The organism is Lysobacter sp. ESA13C (assembly GCF_019970005.1).
Classification (GTDB): Bacteria; Pseudomonadota; Gammaproteobacteria; order Xanthomonadales; family Xanthomonadaceae; genus Lysobacter; species Lysobacter antibioticus_B.
Window position 1 is genome coordinate 12,582 of record NZ_JAHXYK010000015.1, and the last position, 20,556, is coordinate 33,137.

General features: G+C 67.3%; 21 protein-coding genes. 15 read left to right on the forward strand and 6 right to left on the reverse strand.

The genetic code is table 11. The features are described 5' to 3' along the window. Position 1: 1 nt before the first annotated feature. Positions 2-466 carry a DUF2269 domain-containing protein gene (locus LC490_RS22745; RefSeq protein WP_057916683.1) on the forward strand — a complete coding sequence of 155 codons (465 nt, stop codon included), beginning with the start codon at positions 2-4 and terminating at the stop codon, positions 464-466. On the opposite strand, the gene LC490_RS22750 is transcribed toward LC490_RS22745, so the two are convergent. From LC490_RS22750 to LC490_RS22760, 3 genes are all read right to left on the reverse strand, one after another. Continuing rightward, positions 467-937 (reverse strand): GNAT family N-acetyltransferase, encoded by a 471-nt coding sequence (locus tag LC490_RS22750; protein ID WP_031372831.1) that lies wholly within the window; start codon positions 935-937, stop codon positions 467-469. Positions 938-1,020: 83 nt separating this feature from the next. Then, positions 1,021-1,476, reverse strand: a complete 456-nt coding sequence (locus LC490_RS22755) for a nucleoside deaminase (protein ID WP_031372830.1) — start codon at positions 1,474-1,476, stop codon at positions 1,021-1,023. Positions 1,477-1,566: 90 nt separating this feature from the next. Further along, positions 1,567-2,034 (reverse strand): GNAT family N-acetyltransferase, encoded by a 468-nt coding sequence (locus LC490_RS22760; RefSeq protein WP_223621712.1) that lies wholly within the window; start codon positions 2,032-2,034, stop codon positions 1,567-1,569. A 165-nt stretch (positions 2,035-2,199) separates the two neighbouring features. On the opposite strand from LC490_RS22760, the gene ubiE reads away from it, so the two are divergent. Next, positions 2,200-2,961, forward strand: coding sequence for a bifunctional demethylmenaquinone methyltransferase/2-methoxy-6-polyprenyl-1,4-benzoquinol methylase UbiE (ubiE, locus tag LC490_RS22765; protein WP_031372828.1), 762 nt, complete (start codon positions 2,200-2,202; stop codon positions 2,959-2,961). Positions 2,962-3,283: 322 nt separating this feature from the next. Here ubiE and LC490_RS22770 read toward each other — a convergent pair whose 3' ends face one another. Next, the gene (locus tag LC490_RS22770) at positions 3,284-4,024 is read right to left on the reverse strand and encodes a 3-oxoacyl-ACP reductase family protein (RefSeq protein WP_223621713.1); all 741 of its coding nucleotides are present in this window, start codon (positions 4,022-4,024) and stop codon (positions 3,284-3,286) included. A 244-nt stretch (positions 4,025-4,268) separates the two neighbouring features. On the opposite strand from LC490_RS22770, the gene LC490_RS22775 reads away from it, so the two are divergent. The 4 genes from LC490_RS22775 to LC490_RS22790 are packed head-to-tail and all read left to right on the forward strand — an operon-like array spanning position 4,269 to position 8,704. Continuing rightward, on the forward strand, positions 4,269-6,230 hold the full coding sequence (locus tag LC490_RS22775; RefSeq protein ID WP_223621714.1) for a M1 family metallopeptidase: 1,962 nt from the start codon (positions 4,269-4,271) through the stop codon (positions 6,228-6,230). 10 nt (positions 6,231-6,240) lie between these two features. Next, positions 6,241-7,218, forward strand: coding sequence for an alpha/beta fold hydrolase (locus LC490_RS22780; RefSeq protein ID WP_223621715.1), 978 nt, complete (start codon positions 6,241-6,243; stop codon positions 7,216-7,218). Continuing rightward, complete coding sequence (locus LC490_RS22785) at positions 7,215-7,946, forward strand: hypothetical protein (RefSeq protein WP_223621716.1); 732 nt, start codon at positions 7,215-7,217, stop codon at positions 7,944-7,946. Before LC490_RS22780 ends, LC490_RS22785 begins: the two co-directional genes overlap by 4 nt. Positions 7,947-7,972: 26 nt before the next feature. After that, positions 7,973-8,704 carry a GH25 family lysozyme gene (locus tag LC490_RS22790; RefSeq protein ID WP_223621717.1) on the forward strand — a complete coding sequence of 244 codons (732 nt, stop codon included), beginning with the start codon at positions 7,973-7,975 and terminating at the stop codon, positions 8,702-8,704. Between the two features lie 818 nt (positions 8,705-9,522). Here LC490_RS22790 and LC490_RS22795 read toward each other — a convergent pair. Then, complete coding sequence (locus LC490_RS22795; protein WP_031372080.1) at positions 9,523-10,455, reverse strand: carbohydrate kinase family protein; 933 nt, start codon at positions 10,453-10,455, stop codon at positions 9,523-9,525. Between the two features lie 356 nt (positions 10,456-10,811). Between LC490_RS22795 and LC490_RS22800 the strand changes: the two genes are divergently transcribed. The 6 genes from LC490_RS22800 (at position 10,812) to LC490_RS22825 (ending at position 17,945) form a co-directional block, all read left to right on the forward strand. Continuing rightward, the gene (locus tag LC490_RS22800) at positions 10,812-11,858 is read left to right on the forward strand and encodes a rod shape-determining protein (protein ID WP_031372079.1); all 1,047 of its coding nucleotides are present in this window, start codon (positions 10,812-10,814) and stop codon (positions 11,856-11,858) included. 176 nt (positions 11,859-12,034) lie between these two features. After that, positions 12,035-13,171, forward strand: coding sequence for a rod shape-determining protein MreC (gene mreC, locus LC490_RS22805; RefSeq protein ID WP_223621718.1), 1,137 nt, complete (start codon positions 12,035-12,037; stop codon positions 13,169-13,171). Next, positions 13,168-13,653, forward strand: coding sequence for a rod shape-determining protein MreD (gene mreD, locus LC490_RS22810; protein WP_031372077.1), 486 nt, complete (start codon positions 13,168-13,170; stop codon positions 13,651-13,653). The genes mreC and mreD overlap by 4 nt, the downstream gene beginning before the upstream one ends. 1 nt (position 13,654) lies before the next feature. Beyond that, complete coding sequence (gene mrdA / locus LC490_RS22815) at positions 13,655-15,874, forward strand: penicillin-binding protein 2 (RefSeq protein ID WP_343223038.1); 2,220 nt, start codon at positions 13,655-13,657, stop codon at positions 15,872-15,874. After that, positions 15,871-16,986 (forward strand): rod shape-determining protein RodA, encoded by a 1,116-nt coding sequence (gene rodA, locus LC490_RS22820; protein WP_031372075.1) that lies wholly within the window; start codon positions 15,871-15,873, stop codon positions 16,984-16,986. Before mrdA ends, rodA begins: the two co-directional genes overlap by 4 nt. A gap of 89 nt (positions 16,987-17,075) precedes the next feature. Then, positions 17,076-17,945: a hypothetical protein gene (locus tag LC490_RS22825; protein WP_223621719.1), complete on the forward strand. Its 870-nt coding sequence runs from the start codon at positions 17,076-17,078 to the stop codon at positions 17,943-17,945. A gap of 75 nt (positions 17,946-18,020) precedes the next feature. Here LC490_RS22825 and LC490_RS22830 read toward each other — a convergent pair whose 3' ends face one another. Further along, positions 18,021-18,521, reverse strand: coding sequence for a hypothetical protein (locus LC490_RS22830; protein WP_223621720.1), 501 nt, complete (start codon positions 18,519-18,521; stop codon positions 18,021-18,023). 308 nt (positions 18,522-18,829) lie between these two features. Here LC490_RS22830 and LC490_RS22835 point away from each other — a divergent pair, with 308 nt between their 5' ends. From LC490_RS22835 to LC490_RS22845, 3 genes are all read left to right on the forward strand, one after another. Beyond that, complete coding sequence (locus LC490_RS22835; protein WP_223621721.1) at positions 18,830-19,303, forward strand: hypothetical protein; 474 nt, start codon at positions 18,830-18,832, stop codon at positions 19,301-19,303. Positions 19,304-19,392: 89 nt separating this feature from the next. Next, positions 19,393-19,791, forward strand: a complete 399-nt coding sequence (locus LC490_RS22840; protein ID WP_223621722.1) for a type II toxin-antitoxin system PemK/MazF family toxin — start codon at positions 19,393-19,395, stop codon at positions 19,789-19,791. Between the two features lie 231 nt (positions 19,792-20,022). Continuing rightward, positions 20,023-20,454, forward strand: a complete 432-nt coding sequence (locus tag LC490_RS22845) for a hypothetical protein (protein ID WP_223621723.1) — start codon at positions 20,023-20,025, stop codon at positions 20,452-20,454. Positions 20,455-20,556 lie beyond the last annotated feature (102 nt).

The following is a 20,556-nucleotide window of genomic DNA, read 5'->3' on the forward strand; positions in this document are numbered from 1 at the left end:
CATGGATTATCTGTGGGTGAAGTGGATTCACATCCTGTCGTCGACCCTGTTGTTCGGCACCGGCCTGGGCATCGCGTTTTTCTTCTGGATCGCGCATCGGCGCGGCGACCCCAAGGTGATCGCCGAGACCGCGCGCACGGTGGTGATCGCCGATGCCTGCTTCACCGCGCCGGCGGTGATCGTGCAGTTCGTCAGCGGCATGTGGCTGACCTGGCGGCTCGGCATCCCGTTCTCGGTGTTCTGGCTCAAGACCGCGTTGCTGTTGTTCTTCGTGGTCGGCGCCTGCTGGTTGCCGGTGCTGTGGCTGCAGGCGCGGGCACGGCGTCTGGCGGCCGAAGCCGCGGCGCTCGGCGCGCCCCTGTCGGCGGCCTATCGGCGCACCATGCGTTGGTGGTTCTGGCTCGGCTGGCCGGCCTTCCTCAGCGTCATGGCGATCTTCTGGCTGATGGTGATGAAACCGGTTTGATCAGCGGCGCAATTCGAGCAGCACGCCCACGGTAGGGAACTGTTCGCTGCCGGCGAGCCAGCCGGGGCGGCGTTCGATCTCGACGAAACCTTCCGAGCGGTATAACTGCAGGGCCGGTTCGTTGCCGGCCAGCGCCAGCGTGGTCACCACCGGCCCGGCATCGGCCAGCGCGTGCCGCAACAGGCGGCGGCCGACGCCGCGGCCGTAGCAGTCCGGGTGCACGTACAGCCAATTCAAGGAATTGCGTTTGTAGGCGACGAAGCCCTGCACGACGGTGTCGATCGAGGCGACGTCGAGACGGCCGTCGAACAGGCCCTCGCTGTGCGCGGTGCGCGCCAGGCTGCGAAAGGCGGCGACATCGGCGCTGAGCCGCAGTTCGTCCAGGCGCGCGCGGTCGTGGATTGCGCACAGGCGCGGCCAATCGCTCAGCAGGTAAGGACGGATGCTGGCGTCGGTCGGCGGTAGGCGCATTGCGAAGGATTCTGCACCCGTCGCCGCGGGCTTGCACGGGGCCGTGTGCGGCAACGCGAACGGCCGCACACGCTGCGCGCGACTCAGTCCTCGCCGATGTCTTCGTTCCACACGTCCGGGTTTGCGGCGATGTAGCCGCCGAGCATCTCGATGCATTCCGGGTCGGCCAGGTCGATCACGTTGACGCCGTTCTCGCGCAGCCAATCGACGCCGCCGCTGAAGTTCACCGACTCGCCGACCACGACGGTGCCGATGTTGAACTGGCGCACCAGGCCGCTGCAGTACCAGCACGGCGCCAGGGTGGTGACCATGATGGTGTCGCGGTAACGGCGTTGGCGGCCGGCCTTGCGGAAAGCGTCGGTCTCGCCGTGCACCGAGGGGTCGTTTTCCTGGATGCGACGGTTGTGGCCGCAGCCGAGCAGGCGGCCGTCGTTGTGGTAAAGCGCCGCGCCTATCGGGATGCCGCCTTCGGCCAGGCCCTGGCGGGCTTCGGCGACGGCGGTCTTGAGCAGGGCGCGGTAGTCGGGCGTGGCGATCATGAAAGGCTCCGGTTCGATGGCGCCCAGTCTGGCGCGGCGGCGCGGCGCGGTCGAGCCCGCTGCCTTCGATTCGCCCTGCGCGCGGAGCGCTCAGCCCCGCCCGCGTCGCAGCAGATCGATGTGCGGGATGCCGTCTTCGACATAGGGCTCGGACGAGGGCTCGAATCCGTAGCGGCCGTAATAGCCCTGCAAATGCGCCTGCGCGCCGATCTGCACGTCGGCCCCGGGCCAGCGCCGTTCGATTTCGATCAGCGCGGCCTCGATCATCGGCCCGCCATGGCCCTGCCCGCGGTGCGCGGGTGCGGTGAGAACGCGGCCGAAGCTGACCTGCGGATAGCTCAGCCCGGCCGGCAGGATGCGCAGGTAGGCGGCGAGCGTGCCGTCGGCCAAGCGGCCGAACAGGTGGATTGCGTCCGGATCGCGATCCTTGCCGTCGGGATCGAGATAGACGCAGTTCTGCTCGACCACGAACACCTCCGAGCGCAGGCGCAGCAGCTCGTAGAGCTCGTCGGCGCTCAGCTCGCGGAAGGGTTTGGCATGCCAGCTCAGGGTGTTCATGGCCGGATTCTGGCAGAGCCCGGTGGGGCGTGGGGCGGGGCGGGCTGGTCGTTCGTCTCAGGCCCGAGTGGAAGCCTTGCCGGGCCTTTGGCGGGCCGGGCCGACGCGACCGTGCAGGCCGGTTCCGCAACCGAGCCCGGCCGGCGGGCGTGCGATAATCCCGGCATGAGCGAACAGACCCCCAAGCCCGACACCACCCACTTCGGTTTCCGCGACGTCCCCAAGGGCGAGAAGCGCAAGCTGGTCGGCGAAGTGTTTTCCTCGGTCGCCGGCAGCTACGACCTGATGAACGACCTGATGAGCCTGGGCATCCATCGGGTCTGGAAGCGCTATTTCACCGCGACCGCGCAGGTCCGCCGCGGCGACCGCGTGCTCGACCTGGCCGGCGGCACCGGCGACATCGCCGCATTGCTGCGCGACCGCGTCGGCGACAGCGGCACCATCGTGCTCGGCGACATCAACCGCGAGATGCTGCGGGTCGGCCGCGACCGCATGACCGACCAGGGCCGCATCTCCGGTTTCGAGTATGTGCAGTGCAATGCCGAGTCGCTGCCGTTCCCGGATGCGAGCTTCGACCTGGTCACCATCGCCTTCGGCCTGCGTAACGTGACCGACAAGGACGCGGCATTGCGCGAGATGTTGCGCGTGCTCAAGGTCGGCGGCCAGGCGCGCGTGCTCGAGTTTTCGGAAGTGAAGGCCGACTGGTTCAAGCCGATCTACGATTTCCATTCGTTCAACGTGCTGCCGAAACTCGGCAAGCTGTTCGCCAACGACAGCGAGAGCTACCGCTATCTGGCCGAGAGCATCCGCAAGCACCCGCCGCAGGACGAGCTCAAGAAAATGATGGTCGAAGCCGGCTTCGCCCGCGTCGACTACAAGAACCTCAGCGCCGGCATCTGCGCCATCCATACCGGTTACAAGGTCTGAGGCGAGCGCTCGGCGCAGCGTGAGTAACGAAAAACGCCGGGACGAAACTCCCGGCGTTTTTATTGGCGCTTCCGCTTTCTCGGGGGTTTATCGATGCATGGCGCTGAAGTCTCTGGATCTCCGCCTTCGCGGAGATGACGGCTGACAGGGCACGGCGCAACCTACCTGCAGGGCGAGGCGCAACCCACCAACCGTCGTCCCCGCGCAGGCGGGGACCCAGGGCTACACCGCAACAGCGTTCTGAAGTCTTCGGTGTAGCTGCTTGGAAACGAGGCTCACCGTCGTCCGGAGGATGGCCGGAACCTCGAGCCTCTATCCAACCTCAAGCCGAAAACCCGCCATCCACCGAAATCGCCGTGCCGGTGATGAAGTTGCCGCCGGGGCCGGCCAGGTGAGCGACGGTCGCGGCGACATCTTCGGGGCGGCCGTATTCGCCGAGCGGCAGGCCGGCGCGCTGCGCGTCGGCGCCTTCGCCGTCGGCCGGGTTCATGTCGGTGTCGACTGGGCCCGGCTGGACCACGTTGACGGTGATGCCGCGCGCGCCGAGGTCCTGCGCTAGGCCCTTGCTCAAGCCGATCACCGCGGCCTTGCTCATCGAGTACAGGGTCATGTTCGGCGCGCCGACGCGTTCGCCCAGGCAACTGCCGATGGTGATGATGCGGCCGCCGCGCGGCAGGTGTTTGGAGGCGGCCTGCGCGGCCACGAACGGCGCACGCACGTGGATCGCCATGACCCGCTCGTAGGATTCGGCGCTCTCGTCCTCGAACGGGCCGTAGGCGAACACGCCGGCGTTGTTGACGACGATGTCGAGGCGGCCGAATTCGGCGACGGTGCGCTCGACCGCGGCGGTCACCGCCTGCGGGTCGGCGCTGTCGGCGGCGATGGCCAGGGCGCGGCGGCCGCCGGCCTGGATCTCGGCGACGACCGCCTGGGCCTGCTCGGCGGCGCGCGCATAGGTCAACACCACGTCGGCGCCGTCGGCGGCGAGGCGGCGTGCGATGGCTGCGCCGATGCCGCGGCTGCCGCCGGTGACCAGGGCTACTTTGCCTGCGAGAAGCGTCATGTCGGTGTTCCTTGAAGAAGGGGAGGGAATGGCGCCGATCGTGGCAGGCGGCCCCGCGCGCGCCTACGGCGGCGATGGGAAGCATCGTTGCGTGCGCCCGGTCGCGGAAAGCAGCGTTGCGCCGCTGCGGCCGGTCGCGGCACCGCCAACCGCCAAGCGCCAAGCGCGGCGACGCGCTGCACCATGCCGGGCCGCGGGCGAGGCGCTAAACTCGGGCGCTCGACCCGTCGTCCGTGGACCTTTCATGCGTTCTTCGATCCTGACCGTTTGCCTTGTCGCGGCCCTGACCGCCGCCGCCGGCTGCTCGCGCGATGCCGCGACCCCTGCCGCCGACTCCACCCCGCCCGCGACGACGCCGGAGGCCAAAGTGAACGACACCGCTGCCGCGGCCGACCGCGACGAGCATTCCTACGCCCAGCCCGACCTGGTCCGCATCGACGATCTGGCCTTGCAGCTCGCGGTCGACTTCGCCAGCAAGACCCTCACCGGCAGCGCCACCTACACCCTCGACTGGGCCGATCCCAAGGCCAACCAGCTCGTCCTCGACAGCCGCGACCTGACGATCGAAAAAGTCGTCGGCGAGCGCGCCGACGGCAAGTGGGTCGACCTCAAGTTCGCCCTGGCCGATGCCGATAAGACCCTCGGCAGCAAGCTCACCATCGAGGTGCCGGAGCGCAGCAAGCGCGTGCGCGTCAGCTACGTTACTTCGCCGAACGCCTCGGGCCTGCAGTGGCTGGAGCCGTCGATGACCGAGGGCAAGAAGACGCCCTTCATGTTCAGCCAGTCGCAGCAGATCCACGCACGTTCGTGGGTGCCGCTGCAGGACACGCCGAGCGTGCGCTTCACCTACACCGCCCACGTCACCGGGCCGAAGGACGCGATGGTGCTGATGAGCGCCGACAACGATCCCAAGGCGGCGCGCGACGGCGACTACAGCTTCAAGATGCCGCAGAAGATTCCGTCGTACCTGCTTGCGATCGCGGCCGGCGACCTGGTGTTCCAGCCGATCTCCAACCGCGCCGGCGTGTGGGCCGAGCCTTCGATGGTGAAGAAGGCCGCGACCGAATTCGCCGACACCGAAAAGATGATGGAGACCACCGAGCAGTTGTACGGCCCCTACCGTTGGGAGCGCTACGACATCCTGGTGCTGCCGCCGTCGTTCCCGTACGGCGGCATGGAAAATCCGCGCCTGACCTTCGCCACCCCGACCGTGATCGTCGGCGACAAGTCGCTGGTGTCGCTGGTCGCGCACGAACTCGCGCACAGCTGGTCCGGCAACCTGGTGACCTTCTCCAGCAGCAAGGACGGCTGGCTCAACGAAGGCTTCACCAGTTACGTCGAAAACCGCATCGTCGAGGCGCTGTACGGCAAGGAGCGTTCCGACATGGAGAACGTGATCGGCCGCAACGAACTCGCCGCCGAGTTCAAGACCATCGATCCCAAGCTGCAGGCGCTGGCGCTGAAGCCGGGCACGCTGAAGGACCCGGACGAGGCCAGCAGCGCCACCGTCTACACCAAGGGCGCCTGGTTCCTGCAGTTCCTCGAGCAGCGTTACGGCCGCGAGGTGTTCGACCCCTTCCTGCGCAGCTACTTCGACCACTTCGCGTTCCAGAGCATCCCGACCACCAAGTTCGTCGAATACGCCAAGGCCAACCTGCTCGCCAAGCATCCGGGCAAGGTCAGCGAGGCCGAGCTGGAGGAATGGATCTACGGCCCGGGCATCCCGAAGTCGGCGCCGGCCACGCAGTCGCCGCGCTTCGACGCGGTCGACGCCGCGCGCAAGGCCTGGACCGAAGCCGGCACGCTGCCGGACAAGGCCCTGACCGCGAAGTGGAGCACGCAGGAATGGGTGCACTTCATCGAGGGCATGCCGGAAACGCTCAAGGTCGAGCAGCTCAGCGCGCTCGATGCCGCCTATCGCTTCACCGGCACCCCGAACGGCGAGATCGCCCAGCGCTGGTATCCGTTGACGGTGCGCAGCGGCTATCGCCAGGCCGACCAGGCCATCGCCGCGTTCCTGCAGAAGATCGGCCGCCGCAAGCTGATCATGCCGACCTACGGCGAACTGGTGAAAACGCCGGAAGGCCTGAAGCTGGCCGAGGACACTTTCGCCAAGGCCAAGCCCGGCTATCACCCGATCACGACCGCTTCGGTCGAGGCGGTGATCGCCAAGGCCAAGTCCGCGCCGCAGGCCGCGGCCAACTAAGCGCGAGCGCATGACCCTGCGTCGCCTGCTTAAGACGGTCGCCCTGGTGGCGGCCGTCTTGCTGTGCGCGCTGCTGTGGTGGCTGTGGCGCGATCCCTATCGTGTGGTGCTCGGCGATTACGCGCGCCAGCGCCTCGTCGCCGGGCTGGGCCGCAATGCCGCGCAGGTCGACGATCACCGCTGGGTTTACGCCTACAACGACGAAGCGCCGGCGAACGCGCCGACCGTGGTCATGGTGCACGGCTTCACCGGCGGCAAGGAAAACTGGTACTTGCTGGCGCAGCGGCTGCGCGGCCGCTATCGCGTGTTCGTGCCCGACCTGCCGGGCTGGGGCGAGAGCGAGCGCAAGCGCGGCGCCGATTACGGTTTCGTCGCCCAGAACGACCGCGTCGCGCGCTTCATCGAGCAGGTCGCGCGCAAGCCAGGCAGCCCGGTCGTGCTGCTCGGTCATTCGATGGGCGGCGGCATTGCCGCATTGACCGCCGCGCGCCATCCCCGCGACGTCGATCGCGTGGCCCTGTTCAACTCGGCCGGCGTGCGCTTCAAGGACAACGTGTTCGGCCGCGAAGTGCTTGAGGGCAAGAACCCGTTCGCGGTCAGCGATGCCGCCAGCCTCAAGCACTACCTCGACATCCTGTTCTACGACGAGCGCGCCAAGCCGGTCATTCCGTGGCCGGCCGACGGCATCTACATCGAGCGGCGCAAGCGCGAGGCGGGGTTCGAGCAATCCGTGCTCGACAAGATAGGCCGCGGCGACGAGCGCTTCCTGCCCGGCGACGAGGCCGAGCGCATCGGCCAGCCCGCGCTGCTGCTATGGTGCCGCCAGGACGCGGTCATCGATGCCAGCGCCCTGGAGCTGTTCGCGGTGCGTCTGCCGCAAGCGCAGCGGGTACTGCTGGACGGTTGCGGCCACATGTCGGTGATGGAACAGCCCGACGCCGTCGCCGAGGCCGTGGATCAACTGATAGCCAAGGGAACGCCGCGATGACACTGCGCAACGCCACCATCCTGCTCGCCGCCGCGATCGCGCTGGCCGCCTGCAAACAGCCCGACCCGAAGATCGCCGAAGCCGCCAAGGCCGCGCAGCAGGAACAGGCTGCCGCCACCGCCGCCAAGGAATTCGACAGCGCCTACGGGCAGAAAAACTGGGAAATGGCCGCGGCCCACGGCGAGATAGTGACCTCGAAATACCCGGGCACGCCGACCGCCGACCGCGTGCGTCCCCTGTACGAAGAAGCGCAGGCCAAGGCCAAGGAAGTGCGCGAGCAGCGCCGCGTCGAATCGCTGTGGTCGTACATGAGTACGCCGGTGAAGACCGCGAAGGGCAAGGCCGGTACGCAGTTGTCGGCCTCGATCTACGCCCGTGCCAATGTCGAGACCGACGGCAAGACGCCGCGCCCGGTGCAGCTGATCTTCCGCGACCACCCCGACTGGGGCCGCAGCAGCTACCTCGTGCTGCAGGTCGGCGACTTCAACTGCTATGGCGGCTGCAAGCTCAAGATCGGCTTCGACGGCAAAACCAAGGTCATGGCCGGCAGCCGCCCCAAGACCGACGAAGCCATCGCCATGTTCGTCGAAGACGAGCGTGCGTTGTGGCGCGGCGTCGGCCAGGCGAAGGAACTGACCATCGAATTCCCGGTCAAGGCCGGCGGCACCCGCACGGCGAGCTTCGACGTGGGCGGATTGAAGCAGGACAAGTTGCCGGGCTGGAAGTAATCAGTGGTCCCATCGCAACCGCCCGCATGACGCGCCTGAAGAAACTGCTCGGCTGGGTGTTGGCTCTGGCATTGATCGCCGCTGCCACAGCCGCGCTGGCATGGTGGGGTTTCCTGCATTGGCAGCCCGATCGCGAGCGCTATCCCTTGCGCGGTATCGATGTGTCGCATCACCAAGGCGCGATCGATTGGACGGCGGTGGCGCGCGACGATGTCGCTTTCGCCTACCTCAAGGCCAGCGAAGGCGGCGACCATCGCGACCGCTTGTTCGCCGAGAATTGGCGTGGCGCGCGGGCGGCGGGGATCGCGACCGGTGCCTATCATTTCTTCACCTTCTGCCGCAGCGGCGCCGAGCAGGCACGCAACTTCATCGCGGCCGTGCCGGTCGAGGCCGACGCCCTGCCGCCCGCGGTCGATCTGGAATTCGGCGGCAACTGCGGGGCGCGCCCCGATGGCGCGGCGATGCGGGTCGAGCTCGACGCCTTCCTCGCTGTGGTCGAAAGCGCCTATGCGAAACCGGCGCTGCTGTACGTCACTCCGGAATTCTTCGATGCCTATCGCGAGTCGCTGCCGGCACGCGCGCTGTGGCGGCGTTCGATCGTGCATGCGCCGGATATGCGTGCGGCCTGGGCGCTGTGGCAGTACCACAATCGCGCCCGTGTCGACGGCATCGTCGGGCCGGTGGATCTGAACGTGTATGCCGGTGATGCGGCCGCGTTCGAGCGTTGGCGCGGCGAGTCCATCGCGCCGCCGCCTTAAGGGTAGGAGCGACGCGAGTCGCGACCGCGACATCGCGGTAGCGTCGTTGTTGCGGTGGCATGTCGCGGCTTGTGCCGCTCCTACCCTGGTGGGGTGCGGCGATCTTGGGTCGCGACTTATGTCGCTCCTACACGAGCCTTGGGAGGGCAGGGGAACGGAATGTCCGTGCCCGCGTGCTGACCCCTGTAGGAGCGACGTAAGTCGCGACCGCGACATCGCGATGGCGTCGTTGCTGCGGTGGCATGTCGCGGCTTGCGCCGCTCCTACCCTGGTGGGGTGCGGCGATCTTGGGTCGCGACTGACGTCGCTCCTACACGAGCCGTGGGAAGGCAGGAGGAACGGAATGTCCGTGCCCGCGTGCTGACCCCTGTAGGAGCGACGTCAGTCGCGACCGCGACATCGCGGTTGCGTCGTTGTTGCGGTGGCGTGTCGCGGCTTGCGCCGCTCCTACCCTGGTGTGGTGCGGCGATCTTGGGTCGCGACTTACGTCGCTCCTACACGAGCCTTGGGAAGGCAGGGGGAACGGAATGTCCGTGCCCGCGTGCTGCCCCCTGTAGGAGCGACGTAAGTCGCGACCGCGACATCGCGGTTGCGTCGTTGTTGCGATGGCGTGTCGCGGCTTGCGCCGCTCCTACCCGGTGGGGTGTGCGGTGATCTTGGGTCGCGACTTACGTCGCTCCTACACAGGCGGGGGAGTACGCGGAAACGAAAAATCCCGGCCGGGGCCGGGATTTTTGTTTGTCGCATGCGGCAGGCGCTGGTGCGGTTTCGGTGGGCGGTTTCGAATAATTTCGATTCCCGATTCCCGATTCCCAGCCTTACAGCGCGTAACCGAACTGCTGGCGGAACTGTTCGGCGAATTCTTCGTAGTCGAAGCGCTGGTTCTGGGTGCCCGGGTGCTCGACCTTCAGGGCGCCCATCAGGTTGCTCATGCGGCCGATGGTCAGCCAGTCGTAGCCCTTCTCGATGCCGAAGATCAGGCCGGCGCGGAACGCATCGCCGCAGCCGGTCGGGTCGGTCACGCGGCGCTCGTGCGCCGGCGGAACGTCGTAGCTCTTCTCCGGCGTGTGGATCTGCGAGCCGTGCGGGCCGCGCGTGGTGATGTAGGCCTTGACCCGGGAAACGATGTCTTTTTCGCTCCAGCCGGTGCGTTCCTGCAGCAGGTTGGACTCGTAGTCGTTGACGGTGACGTAGTCGGCCTGCTCGATGAAGTGACGCAGTTCTTCGCCGTTGAACAACGGCATCGCCTGGCCGGGATCGAAGATGAAGGGGATGTTGGCTTCGGCGAATTCGGTCGCGTTCTGCAACATGCCTTCGCGGCCGTCGGGGCTGACGATGCCGAAGCTCACGTCCTTCACGTCGCGCACGTGGTTCTCGTAGGAACGCATCATCGCGCCGGGGTGGAAGGCGGTGATCTGGTTGTTGTCGTGATCGGTGGTGATGAACGCCTGCGGCGTGAACAGCTCCGGGATTTCCTTGACGTGGTCGAGGCGGATCTTCTGATCGACGAACCACTCGCGATACGGACCGAAGTCCTGGCCGACGGTGGCCATCGGAATCGGATCGCCGCCGAGCAGCTTGAGGTTGTAGGCGATGTTGCCCGCGCAACCGCCGAACTCGCGGCGCATGCGCGGCACCAGGAACGACACATTCAAGATATGAACCTTGTCCGGCAGGATGTGGTTCTTGAACTGGTCCGGAAACACCATGATGGTGTCGTAAGCCAGTGAGCCGCAGATCAGCGCAGACATGTTCACCCCAATAAGAAATAGAAAAGCGCGGCGGTCCATCACCGGCCGGCGGCGTAGGGTAGCGGCTGAGACCTCTCGCGGCCAGTTCCTAATGTGCTTTGCCGGGCTTGCGACCCACTCGATCGGTGACCCGGGTCCGGGGTCGGGCAGGGTGCGGATCGGGCCTCGACCGGGTCGGTCCGGGGTGGCCGGCAGGGTCCGCCGGCACCCCGACCCAGGGTTATCCCCAGGGTATCCACCGCCGCTCCTGAACGGCCCAGTTCGCTCGAAACCGTTGATTTTCCTTGCTCGCAGGGGGGGCGGTTGCTAGGCTAACGCCCCCACTCCGCCCCTACTTTTGACGGCCCAATCCCCCGATGTTCAAGAAGTTTCGCGGCATGTTCTCCAATGACCTGTCCATCGACCTGGGCACGGCCAACACACTTATTTATGTGCGCGGGCAAGGGATTGTCCTGAACGAGCCGTCCGTGGTCGCAGTGCGCCAGGACCGGCTGATCGGCGGAAACCGGACGGTGGCGGCGGTCGGCGGCGAGGCCAAGCAGATGCTCGGCCGCACCCCGGGGCACATCACCACGATCCGGCCGATGAAGGACGGCGTCATCGCCGACTTCACCTACACCGAGGAAATGCTCAAGCATTTCATCCGCAAGGTGCACAAATCGCGCTTCCTGCGCCCGAGCCCGCGCGTGCTGGTCTGCGTGCCCTGCGGCTCGACCCAGGTCGAGCGCCGCGCGATCAAGGAATCGGCCGAAGAGGCCGGCGCCCGCGAGGTCTACCTGATCGAGGAACCGATGGCCGCGGCGATCGGCGCCGGCATGCCGGTGACCGAGGCGCGCGGCTCGATGGTGGTCGACGTGGGCGGCGGCACCACCGAAGTGGCGGTGATTGCGCTCAACGGTATCGTCTACTCGGCCTCGGTCCGGATCGGCGGCGACCGCTTCGACGAGGCGATCATCAACTACGTGCGCCGCACCTACGGCACCCTGATCGGCGAAGCCACCGCCGAGCGCATCAAGCTCGAGATCGGCTGCGCCTACCCGCAGGAACGCGCCACCACCATCGAGGTCTCCGGCCGCAACCTCGCCGAGGGCGTGCCGAAGATGATCAAGATCAACTCCAACGAAGTGCTGGAAGCGCTGCGCGAGCCGCTGGCCGGCATCGTTTCGGCGATCCGCCTGGCGCTGGAGCAGACCCCGCCGGAACTGTGCGCCGACGTCGCCGAGCGCGGCATCGTCCTGACCGGCGGCGGCGCGCTGCTGCGCGACCTGGACCGCCTGATCAGCGAGGAAACCGGCCTGCACGTGCAGGTCGCCGACGATCCGCTGACCTGCGTCGCCCGTGGCGGCGGCCGCGCCCTGGAACTGGTCGACATGCACGGCAACGAGTTCTTCGCGCCTGAGTAAGCAGGAGAGGCGGGAATGGGGATTCGGAAATCGTCGAAAGCCGTTTCGTCGTCGTCCCGGTTTCCCTCTCGCCCACGCGGTCCGCAAACTGAAGTAAGGTTTCGTGCGCGGCGCCCGATGGTCGCCGCGTCGCGCTTTTCCGATCCCCCACTCTCCATTGCCCATTTCCGGCTCTAATGCCCCCTTACGCCGGTCCACCCACCGCAGCCCGTAGCGGCGAAGTCGCCGACACGCTGCGCCTGTTGGCGTACCTGGCTCTGGCGGTCGTGCTGATCGTGCTCGATCATCGCGGCGGTTGGCTCAACCAGGCACGCAAGCAGACCGCGCTGTTCGTGGCGCCGCTGTGGGCGGTCGCCGGATGGCCCGGGCGCCTGGTCGAGCGCGTCAGCGACGACGCCGGCACCATGAGCCAGCTCACCGACGAAAACCGCCGCCTGCGCAACGAAGCCCTGGTCAACCAGGCGCGCATGGCACGGTTGCAATCGGTCGCCGCCGACAACCAGCGCCTGCGCGGCCTGCTCGAAGCGGCCGAGCGCGGCAACCTGGACGTGGTCCTGGCGCCGATTCTCGATATCGACCTCGACCCCACCCGCCAGCGCCTGGTGCTCGACGCCGGCAGCCGCGAGCGGGTCCGGGTGGGCCAGAGCGTGATCGACGCCGGCGGCCTGCTCGGCCAGATCACCGGCATTACCCTTTTGCACGCCAGCGTGCTGCTGATCACCGACGCCTCGCATGCGGTGCCGGTCGCGGTGGCGCGCAACGGCGTGCGTCTGGTCGTTTACGGCGAAGGCCGCAGCGACAGCCTGACCCTGCGCAGCGTGCCGCTGTCGAGCGACGTCCGGGTCGGCGACGTACTGGTGACTTCGGGCCTGGGCGGACGCTTCCCGTCGGGCTTCCCGGTTGGCACCATCACCGCGCTGCGTCCCGACGACAGCCGCGCCTTCCTGGTCGGCGAGGTGCGCCCGGCCGCCCAGCTCGATCGCGGCCGCGAAGTGCTGGTGCTGCTGTCGTTGCCGCCGCCGCCGGCCGATACCACGCAATTCGACACGCAGCCGGCGATGGCGCCGGGTCCTGCTGCCGCTACCGCGCCTGCGACCGCCAGCGGCGCTGCGGCGACGCCGAACACGGCGGCCGTGCCTGCGGTCGCAAACGCCCGCGCTGGCGGCAATGGCGCCGGCCGCAACGCCACCCCCACGACGCCTACCGCCTCGGCCACCCGAGCGCCGGCCCAGACGCCGGTCGCGCGCGACCGCATCCCGGCCGCGCCCAAGTCCACCGCCCCGTCCGCGCCTGCCGCCGGAGACGATCGATGACCCGCGCCCGCCACCATTGGGTGTTGCCGGTCAGCCTGATCGCGGCGCTGACCTTGAGCCTGTTGCCGTTGCCGCAGTTCCTGCTGCCCTTGCGGCCGTACTGGCTCGGTCTGGTCCTGGCTTATTGGGTGATCGAAGACCCAGACCGGGTCGGCCTGGGCTTCGCCTTCCTGGTCGGCCTGGCCGGCGACCTGGTCTCGGACGGCCTGCTCGGCGAACAGGCCCTGCGCCTGGTGGTCATGGCCTTCATCCTGCAGCGCTTCCGCGCCCGCCTGCGGTTCTTCCCGCTGTCGCAGCAAGCGCTCGCGGTCGGCGGCCTGATGCTCAACGACCGCATCGTCACCTCGGCGATCCATGTGGTCCTGCGCGAGCCGGCGTTGCCGTCGACGTTCTGGCTGTCGCCGCTGGCCGGCATGCTGCTGTGGCCGCTGATTTTCCTGTTGCTCGACGCGCTGCGTCTGGGCAGCTGGCGGAGGCGCTGAGATGGGCCCGCGCCGCAGCCCGATCAAGAAACGCGTCCTCAAGAACGCCGCGGCCGAGGCGGACCAGTTCCGCGCCCGCGCCGCGATCGCCTTCGCCTTCGTCCTGCTCGGGGTGATCGGCCTGGGGTTCTGGTACTTCCGCCTGCAGGTCTGGCAGCACGACGACTACGCCATGCGTTCGGAGGCCAACCGGGTCAAGCTGCGGCCGGTGGTGCCGGGGCGCGGGCTGATCTACGACCGCCAAGGCCGCATCCTCGCCGACAACGTGCCGGCGTTCCGCATCGAGGTCACCCCCAGCGAAGCCGGCGACAGCAAGGACTGGCTGCCGCAGCTGGCCCAGGTCGTTGCGCTGACGCCCGAGGAGATCGCCCGCTTCGAGAGCGAGCGCAAGGCCACGCGCGGCTTCAAGCCGATCGTGCTGAAGATGCGGGTCAGCGACGAAGAGGTCGCCGCGTTCGCGGTCGACCGCTGGCGCTTCCCCGGCGTCGAACTGGTGTCCTACCTCAACCGCCGCTATCCCTATGGTTCGCTGTTCGCGCACGTGATCGGCTACGTCGGGCGCATCGACACCAAGGACGAGGAGGCGATGGGCCAGAACGCCGGCGTGCTGACCCACACCGGCAAGACCGGCCTGGAGCGTTTCTACGACGAGCAGTTGCGCGGCCAGATCGGCTACGAGCAGATCGAGACCAACGTCGACGGCCGGCCGATCCGCCAGGTCGGCTACGTCCCGGCCAAGCCCGGCGCCGACCTGCGCCTGAGCATCGACATGGACCTGCAGCAGGCCATGATCACCGCGTTCGGCGACATGGACGGTTCGGCGGTCGCGGTCGATCCGCGCACCGGCGAGGTGCTGGCGATGGTCAGTCTGCCGAGCTACGACACCAATCTGTTCGTCAACGGCATTTCCTCGGTCGACTACAAGGCGCTGTCGGGCAATCCGTCGCGGCCGCAGTTCAACCGCAACGTGCTCGGCGGCGGCCCGCCGGGTTCGACCATGAAGCCCTTCGTCGCCCTGGCCGGCCTCGACAGCGGCCTGCGCCGCGCCGAAGACCGCACCCTGTCGACCGGCGAGTTCCACATCCCCGGGCAGAAGCGCGGCTATCGCGATTCGCACGGCGGCGGCCATGGCTGGGTCGACCTGCGCGAGTCCATCGCCCAGTCGGTCAACACCTACTACTACAAGCTCGCGCTGGAGATGGGCATCGCCCGTTTCGACCAGTACATGACGCGCTATGGCTTCGGCCAGAAGACCGGCATCGACCTGGCCGGCGAGAACATCGGCATCCTGCCGTCGCCGCAGTGGAAGGCCAAGCGCAGCAAGGAAGGCTGGTACCCGGGCGAAACCGTCATCGCCGGCATCGGCCAGGGCTATTGGGTGGTGACCGCGCTGCAACTCGCGCGCGGCACCGCCGCGATCGCCAACGGCGGCCATCTGCAGCAACTGCACCTGGTGCGTGAAAGCCGCACCGGCTACGAAGCGCCGTGGCTGCCCAAGCAAGTCGCCGCGCCGACCTTGATCACCGACAACCCCGCGCACCTGCGTGCGGTGCAGGAAGGCATGGTCTCGACCATCCACGGCGGGCGCGGCACGGCGAAGGTGATGGCGCGCGGCGCGCCCTACCGCATGGCCGGCAAGACCGGCACCGCGCAGAAGATCAGCCGCAAGGGCAACGTCAGCATGAATCCGCATTCGCTGCCGCTGCATCTGCGCCATCAGGCCTTGTTCGTGGGTTATGCGCCGGCCGAGAACCCGACCATCGCGGTGGCGGTGGTGGTCGAGCACGGCGGTTACGGCGGCAGCACCGCCGCGCCGATCGCGCGCAAGATCTTCGACGCCTGGTTGCTCGGCAAGATGCCCGAGCCCCTGCCGGGCAAGAACGAGCCGCCGGCGGTGCCGAAACTGGCCGCGGCCGACGCCAACAAGGCCGACGAGGCTGCGCCCGCAGAGAGCGAACCCAGGATCGTGCCGGTCGCCGTCAACGGCGCCTGGGCCGAGAGCGTGGCCGCGGCGAACGCCGTGGTCGCCGCGCAACCGGGCCGTGCGCCGCAGGCGCTCGAACGCCGGCCGCTGCTGCGCCCGCAATTGCCGGGCGCCGAAGCGCCGGCCGATGCCGTGCCGAGCGATGCCGCCGACGACGCCTCCGGCGAACCCGAGGACGAGCCCGTCGCACCCGAGCCCGCGCCGACCGTCGCGCCGGCGGCGGAGCCGCGCCGATGAAAGTGATCCTGCGCTACCTGTGGGATCTGCTGCAGCGCTTCACCCGCACCCTCGACCTGATGATGTTGGCCGCCTTGCTGGCGCTGATGGCGATCGGCCTGGCGGTGCTGTACAGCGCCGGCGAACACTCCATGCGCATGGTGATCGCGCAGGGTTCGCGCTTCGGCGTCGGCCTGCTGGCGATGTGGGGGCTGTCGCGCATGCCGCCGTCGCAGCTGCGCAACTGGACCCCGTTGGTCTACGCGCTGTCGATGATTCCCTTGCTGCTGGTGCTCATCGTCGGCACCGGCAAACACGGTCGGCACTGGATCGACCTGAAGGTGTTTTATTTCCAGCCGGCCGAGTTGCTAAAGCTGAGCCTGCCGATGATGGTCGCGTGGTATCTCAATCGCGAGGCCTTGCCGCCGAAGCTCAAGACCGTGCTGATCGCCGCGGTGTTGATCGGCGCACCGACCGCCTTGATTCTGCTTCAGCCCGACTTCGGCACCGCGATGCTGGTCGGCATCAGCGGCGCCTTCGCCCTGTACCTGGCGGGCTTGCCGTGGTGGTGGTTCGGCGCCGCGTTCGGCGCCGTCGCCGCGACCGCGCCGGTGGCCTGGTTCTGGCTGCTGCGGCCGTATCAGAAAGACCGCATCCTGACCTTCCTCAACCCCGAAACCGACCCGCTCGGCACCGGCTGGAACATCATCCAGTCGAAGATCGCGATCGGCGCCGGCGGCATGACCGGCAAGGGCTGGCTGCAAGGCTCGCAGTCGCACCTCAACTACCTGCCCGAACACACCACCGACTTCATTTTCGCCGTGCTCAGCGAAGAGTTCGGCTGGGTCGGCGTGATCGTGGTGCTGGCCTTGTACCTGTTCGTGGTCGGCCGCTGCCTGTGGATCGCCGCCGACGCCCGCGACGGCTACTCGCGATTGATCGCAGGCGCCTTGGGCCTGGCTTTCTTCGTCTACGTCATCGTCAACGGCGGCATGATCTCCGGCCTGTTGCCGGTGGTCGGCGTGCCAATGCCGCTGCTCAGTTACGGCGGCACCTCGGCGGTGTCTCTGTTGGCGGGCCTCGGCGTGGTGATGGCGGTGCGCGCGCACCGGCCGGTGCATGGCGGGCGTTGAGTTCGACGGGGTGCGCCGGCGTCTGATCGCGCGCGCGTAGCGGAACGGTTCCGAGCTGGGCTGAGCATTTCTTTCTCGCAGGAGGCGGCATGAAAGGATTCGCGATCGTTCGTTCCGTACCCTTGGTACTTCTATTGCTCGTCATTGCGGCCTTACCGCAGGCGCTCGCCGGCGAAAGCGGAAGGCGCGTCGCGGCGCGTAGCTACCTGAAACTGCCGGAGGGCGGAAAGTCGGCGACGCGACCCTACGTGTGGGAGCGCAAGGTCGGCGCCAAGCACCTCGTAGTGCTCGGTACCAGGCACCTCAGTAATCCGCACTCGCCAATGTACGGCGACATCGAAGCCGTGTTCGAGCGTGTCCGCCCGCAGCTGGTGCTGCACGAAAGCCAAATCCCCGACGACCTCAAGACCATGTCGAAGGATGCGGCGATAGCGCGTGGCGCCGATCTCGGCTTCATCGCCTATCTGGCGCACCGGCGCGGTGTCCCGATCCGCAGCGGCGATGCATCGGTAAGGGAAGAGATCGCGGCATTGCTGGCCCACCACAGCGCCGAAGAAATTCTCGTATTCATGGTGGCGCAGCGCCTGATAGGAACCCGCCGCAATCCGGACCTCAAGGCGTCCGCGGCCCAATACGCGGCCTTCTACACCGACTATCTGGTTGCAAACGGTCTGCCGAAGCGCGAGGGCTCGGACCGATGGTCAGGCTTTCTGCACGAATATCGACGCCTGGTCGGCCAGCCTTTGACGAGCAAGGGCTGGAACCCGGACCTGGCCAGCCCGATTCATGACAACGGTCGGCTCAGCGAATTGGCGCGCAGTACCAATGCCGTGAGGGATCGTCGCCTGATCGCTTCCATCGAACGGGCGATGCGCGAGCACGACCGCGTCTTGGTGGTGTTCGGGGCTTGGCATGTGCTCGCGGTGGAACCGATTCTGGATTCGGAGTTCGGGCGATAAGCCCAGACCGCCGAGCGGACCGGCGTTCTCGCCGGCAACGCTGCCGCTGCTGCAGTCGCGTCCCCGGAAGAACGATCAGACGTCGCCCCGTTCCTTGTGGAATTTGTCGATCTTCTCGACCTTGAACCAAAGCGCCTCGCCGTGATCGACGGCGGTCGAGGTGGTGACGACGATTTCGTTATCGGCCCGGAAGGTGTTCATGACATAGCCGTCGTCTTCCTCGTCGACGATCGGCGTGCCCAGGGCGGCCGCGGTCCGGGCCCGGTTGAATTCGAAGCTCAACTCGTACGGCAGCACGCCGGCGAACTTGTCGTTCTGGCCGTTCTGGTGGCGGTTGTAGAAATGGATGCCGCTGAGGATCCAATAGCCGTCGTCGCGCGGCTCTCCGATCTCTTCCCGGTAGAGGCTCGCCACGGTGAAGATCAGCGCGAGGCCGAGGTCGTCGAAGTCGAGGTACTGGACGACGTCCGGGCCTTGCGGCCGCTCGATCATGCCGGCATCGGTGAGGTAGCGGGCCAGGCTGGCCTGGGCCGAGGAGTGTCCGAGAAGATCGACGAGTCGGTTGCCATCAATCATGCGCTTGCTTCCTCGGTGGGTAGCGGCAGGTCTTGGCTCGAACGCGCGGCAGCTGAACGACGTCGCTGTCGATTCAAAGTCTAGGCCAGTTTCGGTCGCTGAAGTAGCAGGCCGGCGAGTCTCGATGAGATGGCGTCCTGCGCTGTCCGGATCTTCAACGAAGATCCGTGGAGCGATGGCGGATGCGGGGCAGGGCGGCAGTGCAGCGGGCGTTTGCCGATTGGCAGGGGCGATGGCTGCCATCTCGCTTGGACGAGCTTCGGTAGCGAAGCCGTTAAACTGCCGGGCTCGTTGGGTCGGCAAGTTCGATGATCATCAGGACTGACAAAGCGGCATTTCGTAGCAAGGCGGAGCGGACTGCCTGGTATCACGTTGCGCTGAGCGCCGCGGTATCGCTGGCCGCGCTGTGGGGCTGGCGAGCGTCGCTGGAGCCGATGCCGACTCATTTCGAGTATCTGACGGGCGTGATCTCCAATACGGAGGTGCATCGCAACCGCATCGAGTTTTTCGTCGCCGGGCGCGAATTCGGCTACACAAGCATCCTGCCGAAGGCGGCGCTTGCGCGCCGCCTGATCAAACCAGGCAATACGGCAACGGTCGGTTTTTCGCCGGCCGACCACTCCGGGGTCTGGGCCCTCACCGTCAACGAGCAGATAGTCGTGCAGCCGCAAGCGGCCCATCAGGCGCGCTTGAGCAACGGAAGGATCGCTTTCTGGCTGTTCGTCGTATTCTCGGCCGGCACCGGCATTCTTGGCTGGCGTTTCGTCAGGCAGTCCAGGTGATCTGCCTGATCGGGCGGCGTCCGGCTTCGCTGCTTCCCAGTCCGATCCGTTAGCGAAGCGAACCGCAGACATGCCGAGCGATGCATCCGATGGATAGAGAAGAAGAGGCCCACCGCAGTGTTTTCCGTGGAACCGTGAACCGCGGCGATCTGTTCTGGCTGCCGCCGGACCCGTCGAGAGGTTCGGTGCCCGGCGTCGCGCATCCGCACGTCGTGGTGCAGGACGATCTGTTCAACCACTCGCGCATCAGCACCGTGATCGTGTGCGCGCTCAGCTCCAACATCGGGCGTATCAGCGAGCCCGGCAACGTCTTGCTCGAACCCGGCGAGGGCGGCCTGCTCAAGCAGAGCGTGGTGGTCGTTTCGCAGGTGTCGTCGATCTACAAAACGCGATTGGGCGAGCGGATCGGGGCGTTGTCGGAGGAGCGCGTGGCCCAGGTGCTGGCGGGGATGCGGTTCCTGCAGGCGTCGTTCTTCAATCGGGGTTGATGCCGGCGGCGATCGTGTCCGCTGTGGGTACGAGCCTAAGTGAGCTGCCGCGTACTGCACTCAAGCGCCGGCGGTCGTCGTGGCCGCGGGTTCCGCCAGCAACGCGCGTACGCTCGGCGTCCTGGCCCGGGCCGTCGCGCACGGCTTCGATCACATCGGATGTTTGAGTGCGCGCATCACCATGCGCATATCCGGGTATCGTTTTTGATGCCTGTTTTCGTGGGCCATCGCATGTCGTCCATCTGGCTTCCCTCCAGCGGCACTCTGCGCTACAGCCCGCCATTGGGCCGCGGCGGCCACACCCGCCGCGACGGCGGCAGCACCTTGTGGTGGCTGATCGTGGACGGCGACCCCGAGCTCGGCCGCTACCTGCGCCAGCAGTTCTGGATCGGCCATCGCCGCACGCGCAGCCTGCAGGCGCCGTTGTGGGGGACGCATGTCTCGGTGGTGCGCGGCGAAACGCCGCCGAAACCGGCGGCGTGGAAACGCTTGGACGGGGCGACGATAGCCTTCGACTACGACCCGTATCCACAAGAAACACAGGGCTATGTCTGGTGCGAGGTGCGCTGTCCCGCGCTGCTCGACCTGCGCGAGGAACTCGGCCTGCCGCGCGAGTCGCAACCGGCCTTGCACCTCACCATCGGCAACGCCTTGCTCGGATGAGCCGCGCCGAGACGACAGTCTCGACGAGCGCTATTCATGTTGAGCATGACGGTGCGGGCGGCGCCGTCGCCTCGCGCCGCCCGCTTCCGATTCGACAACCTG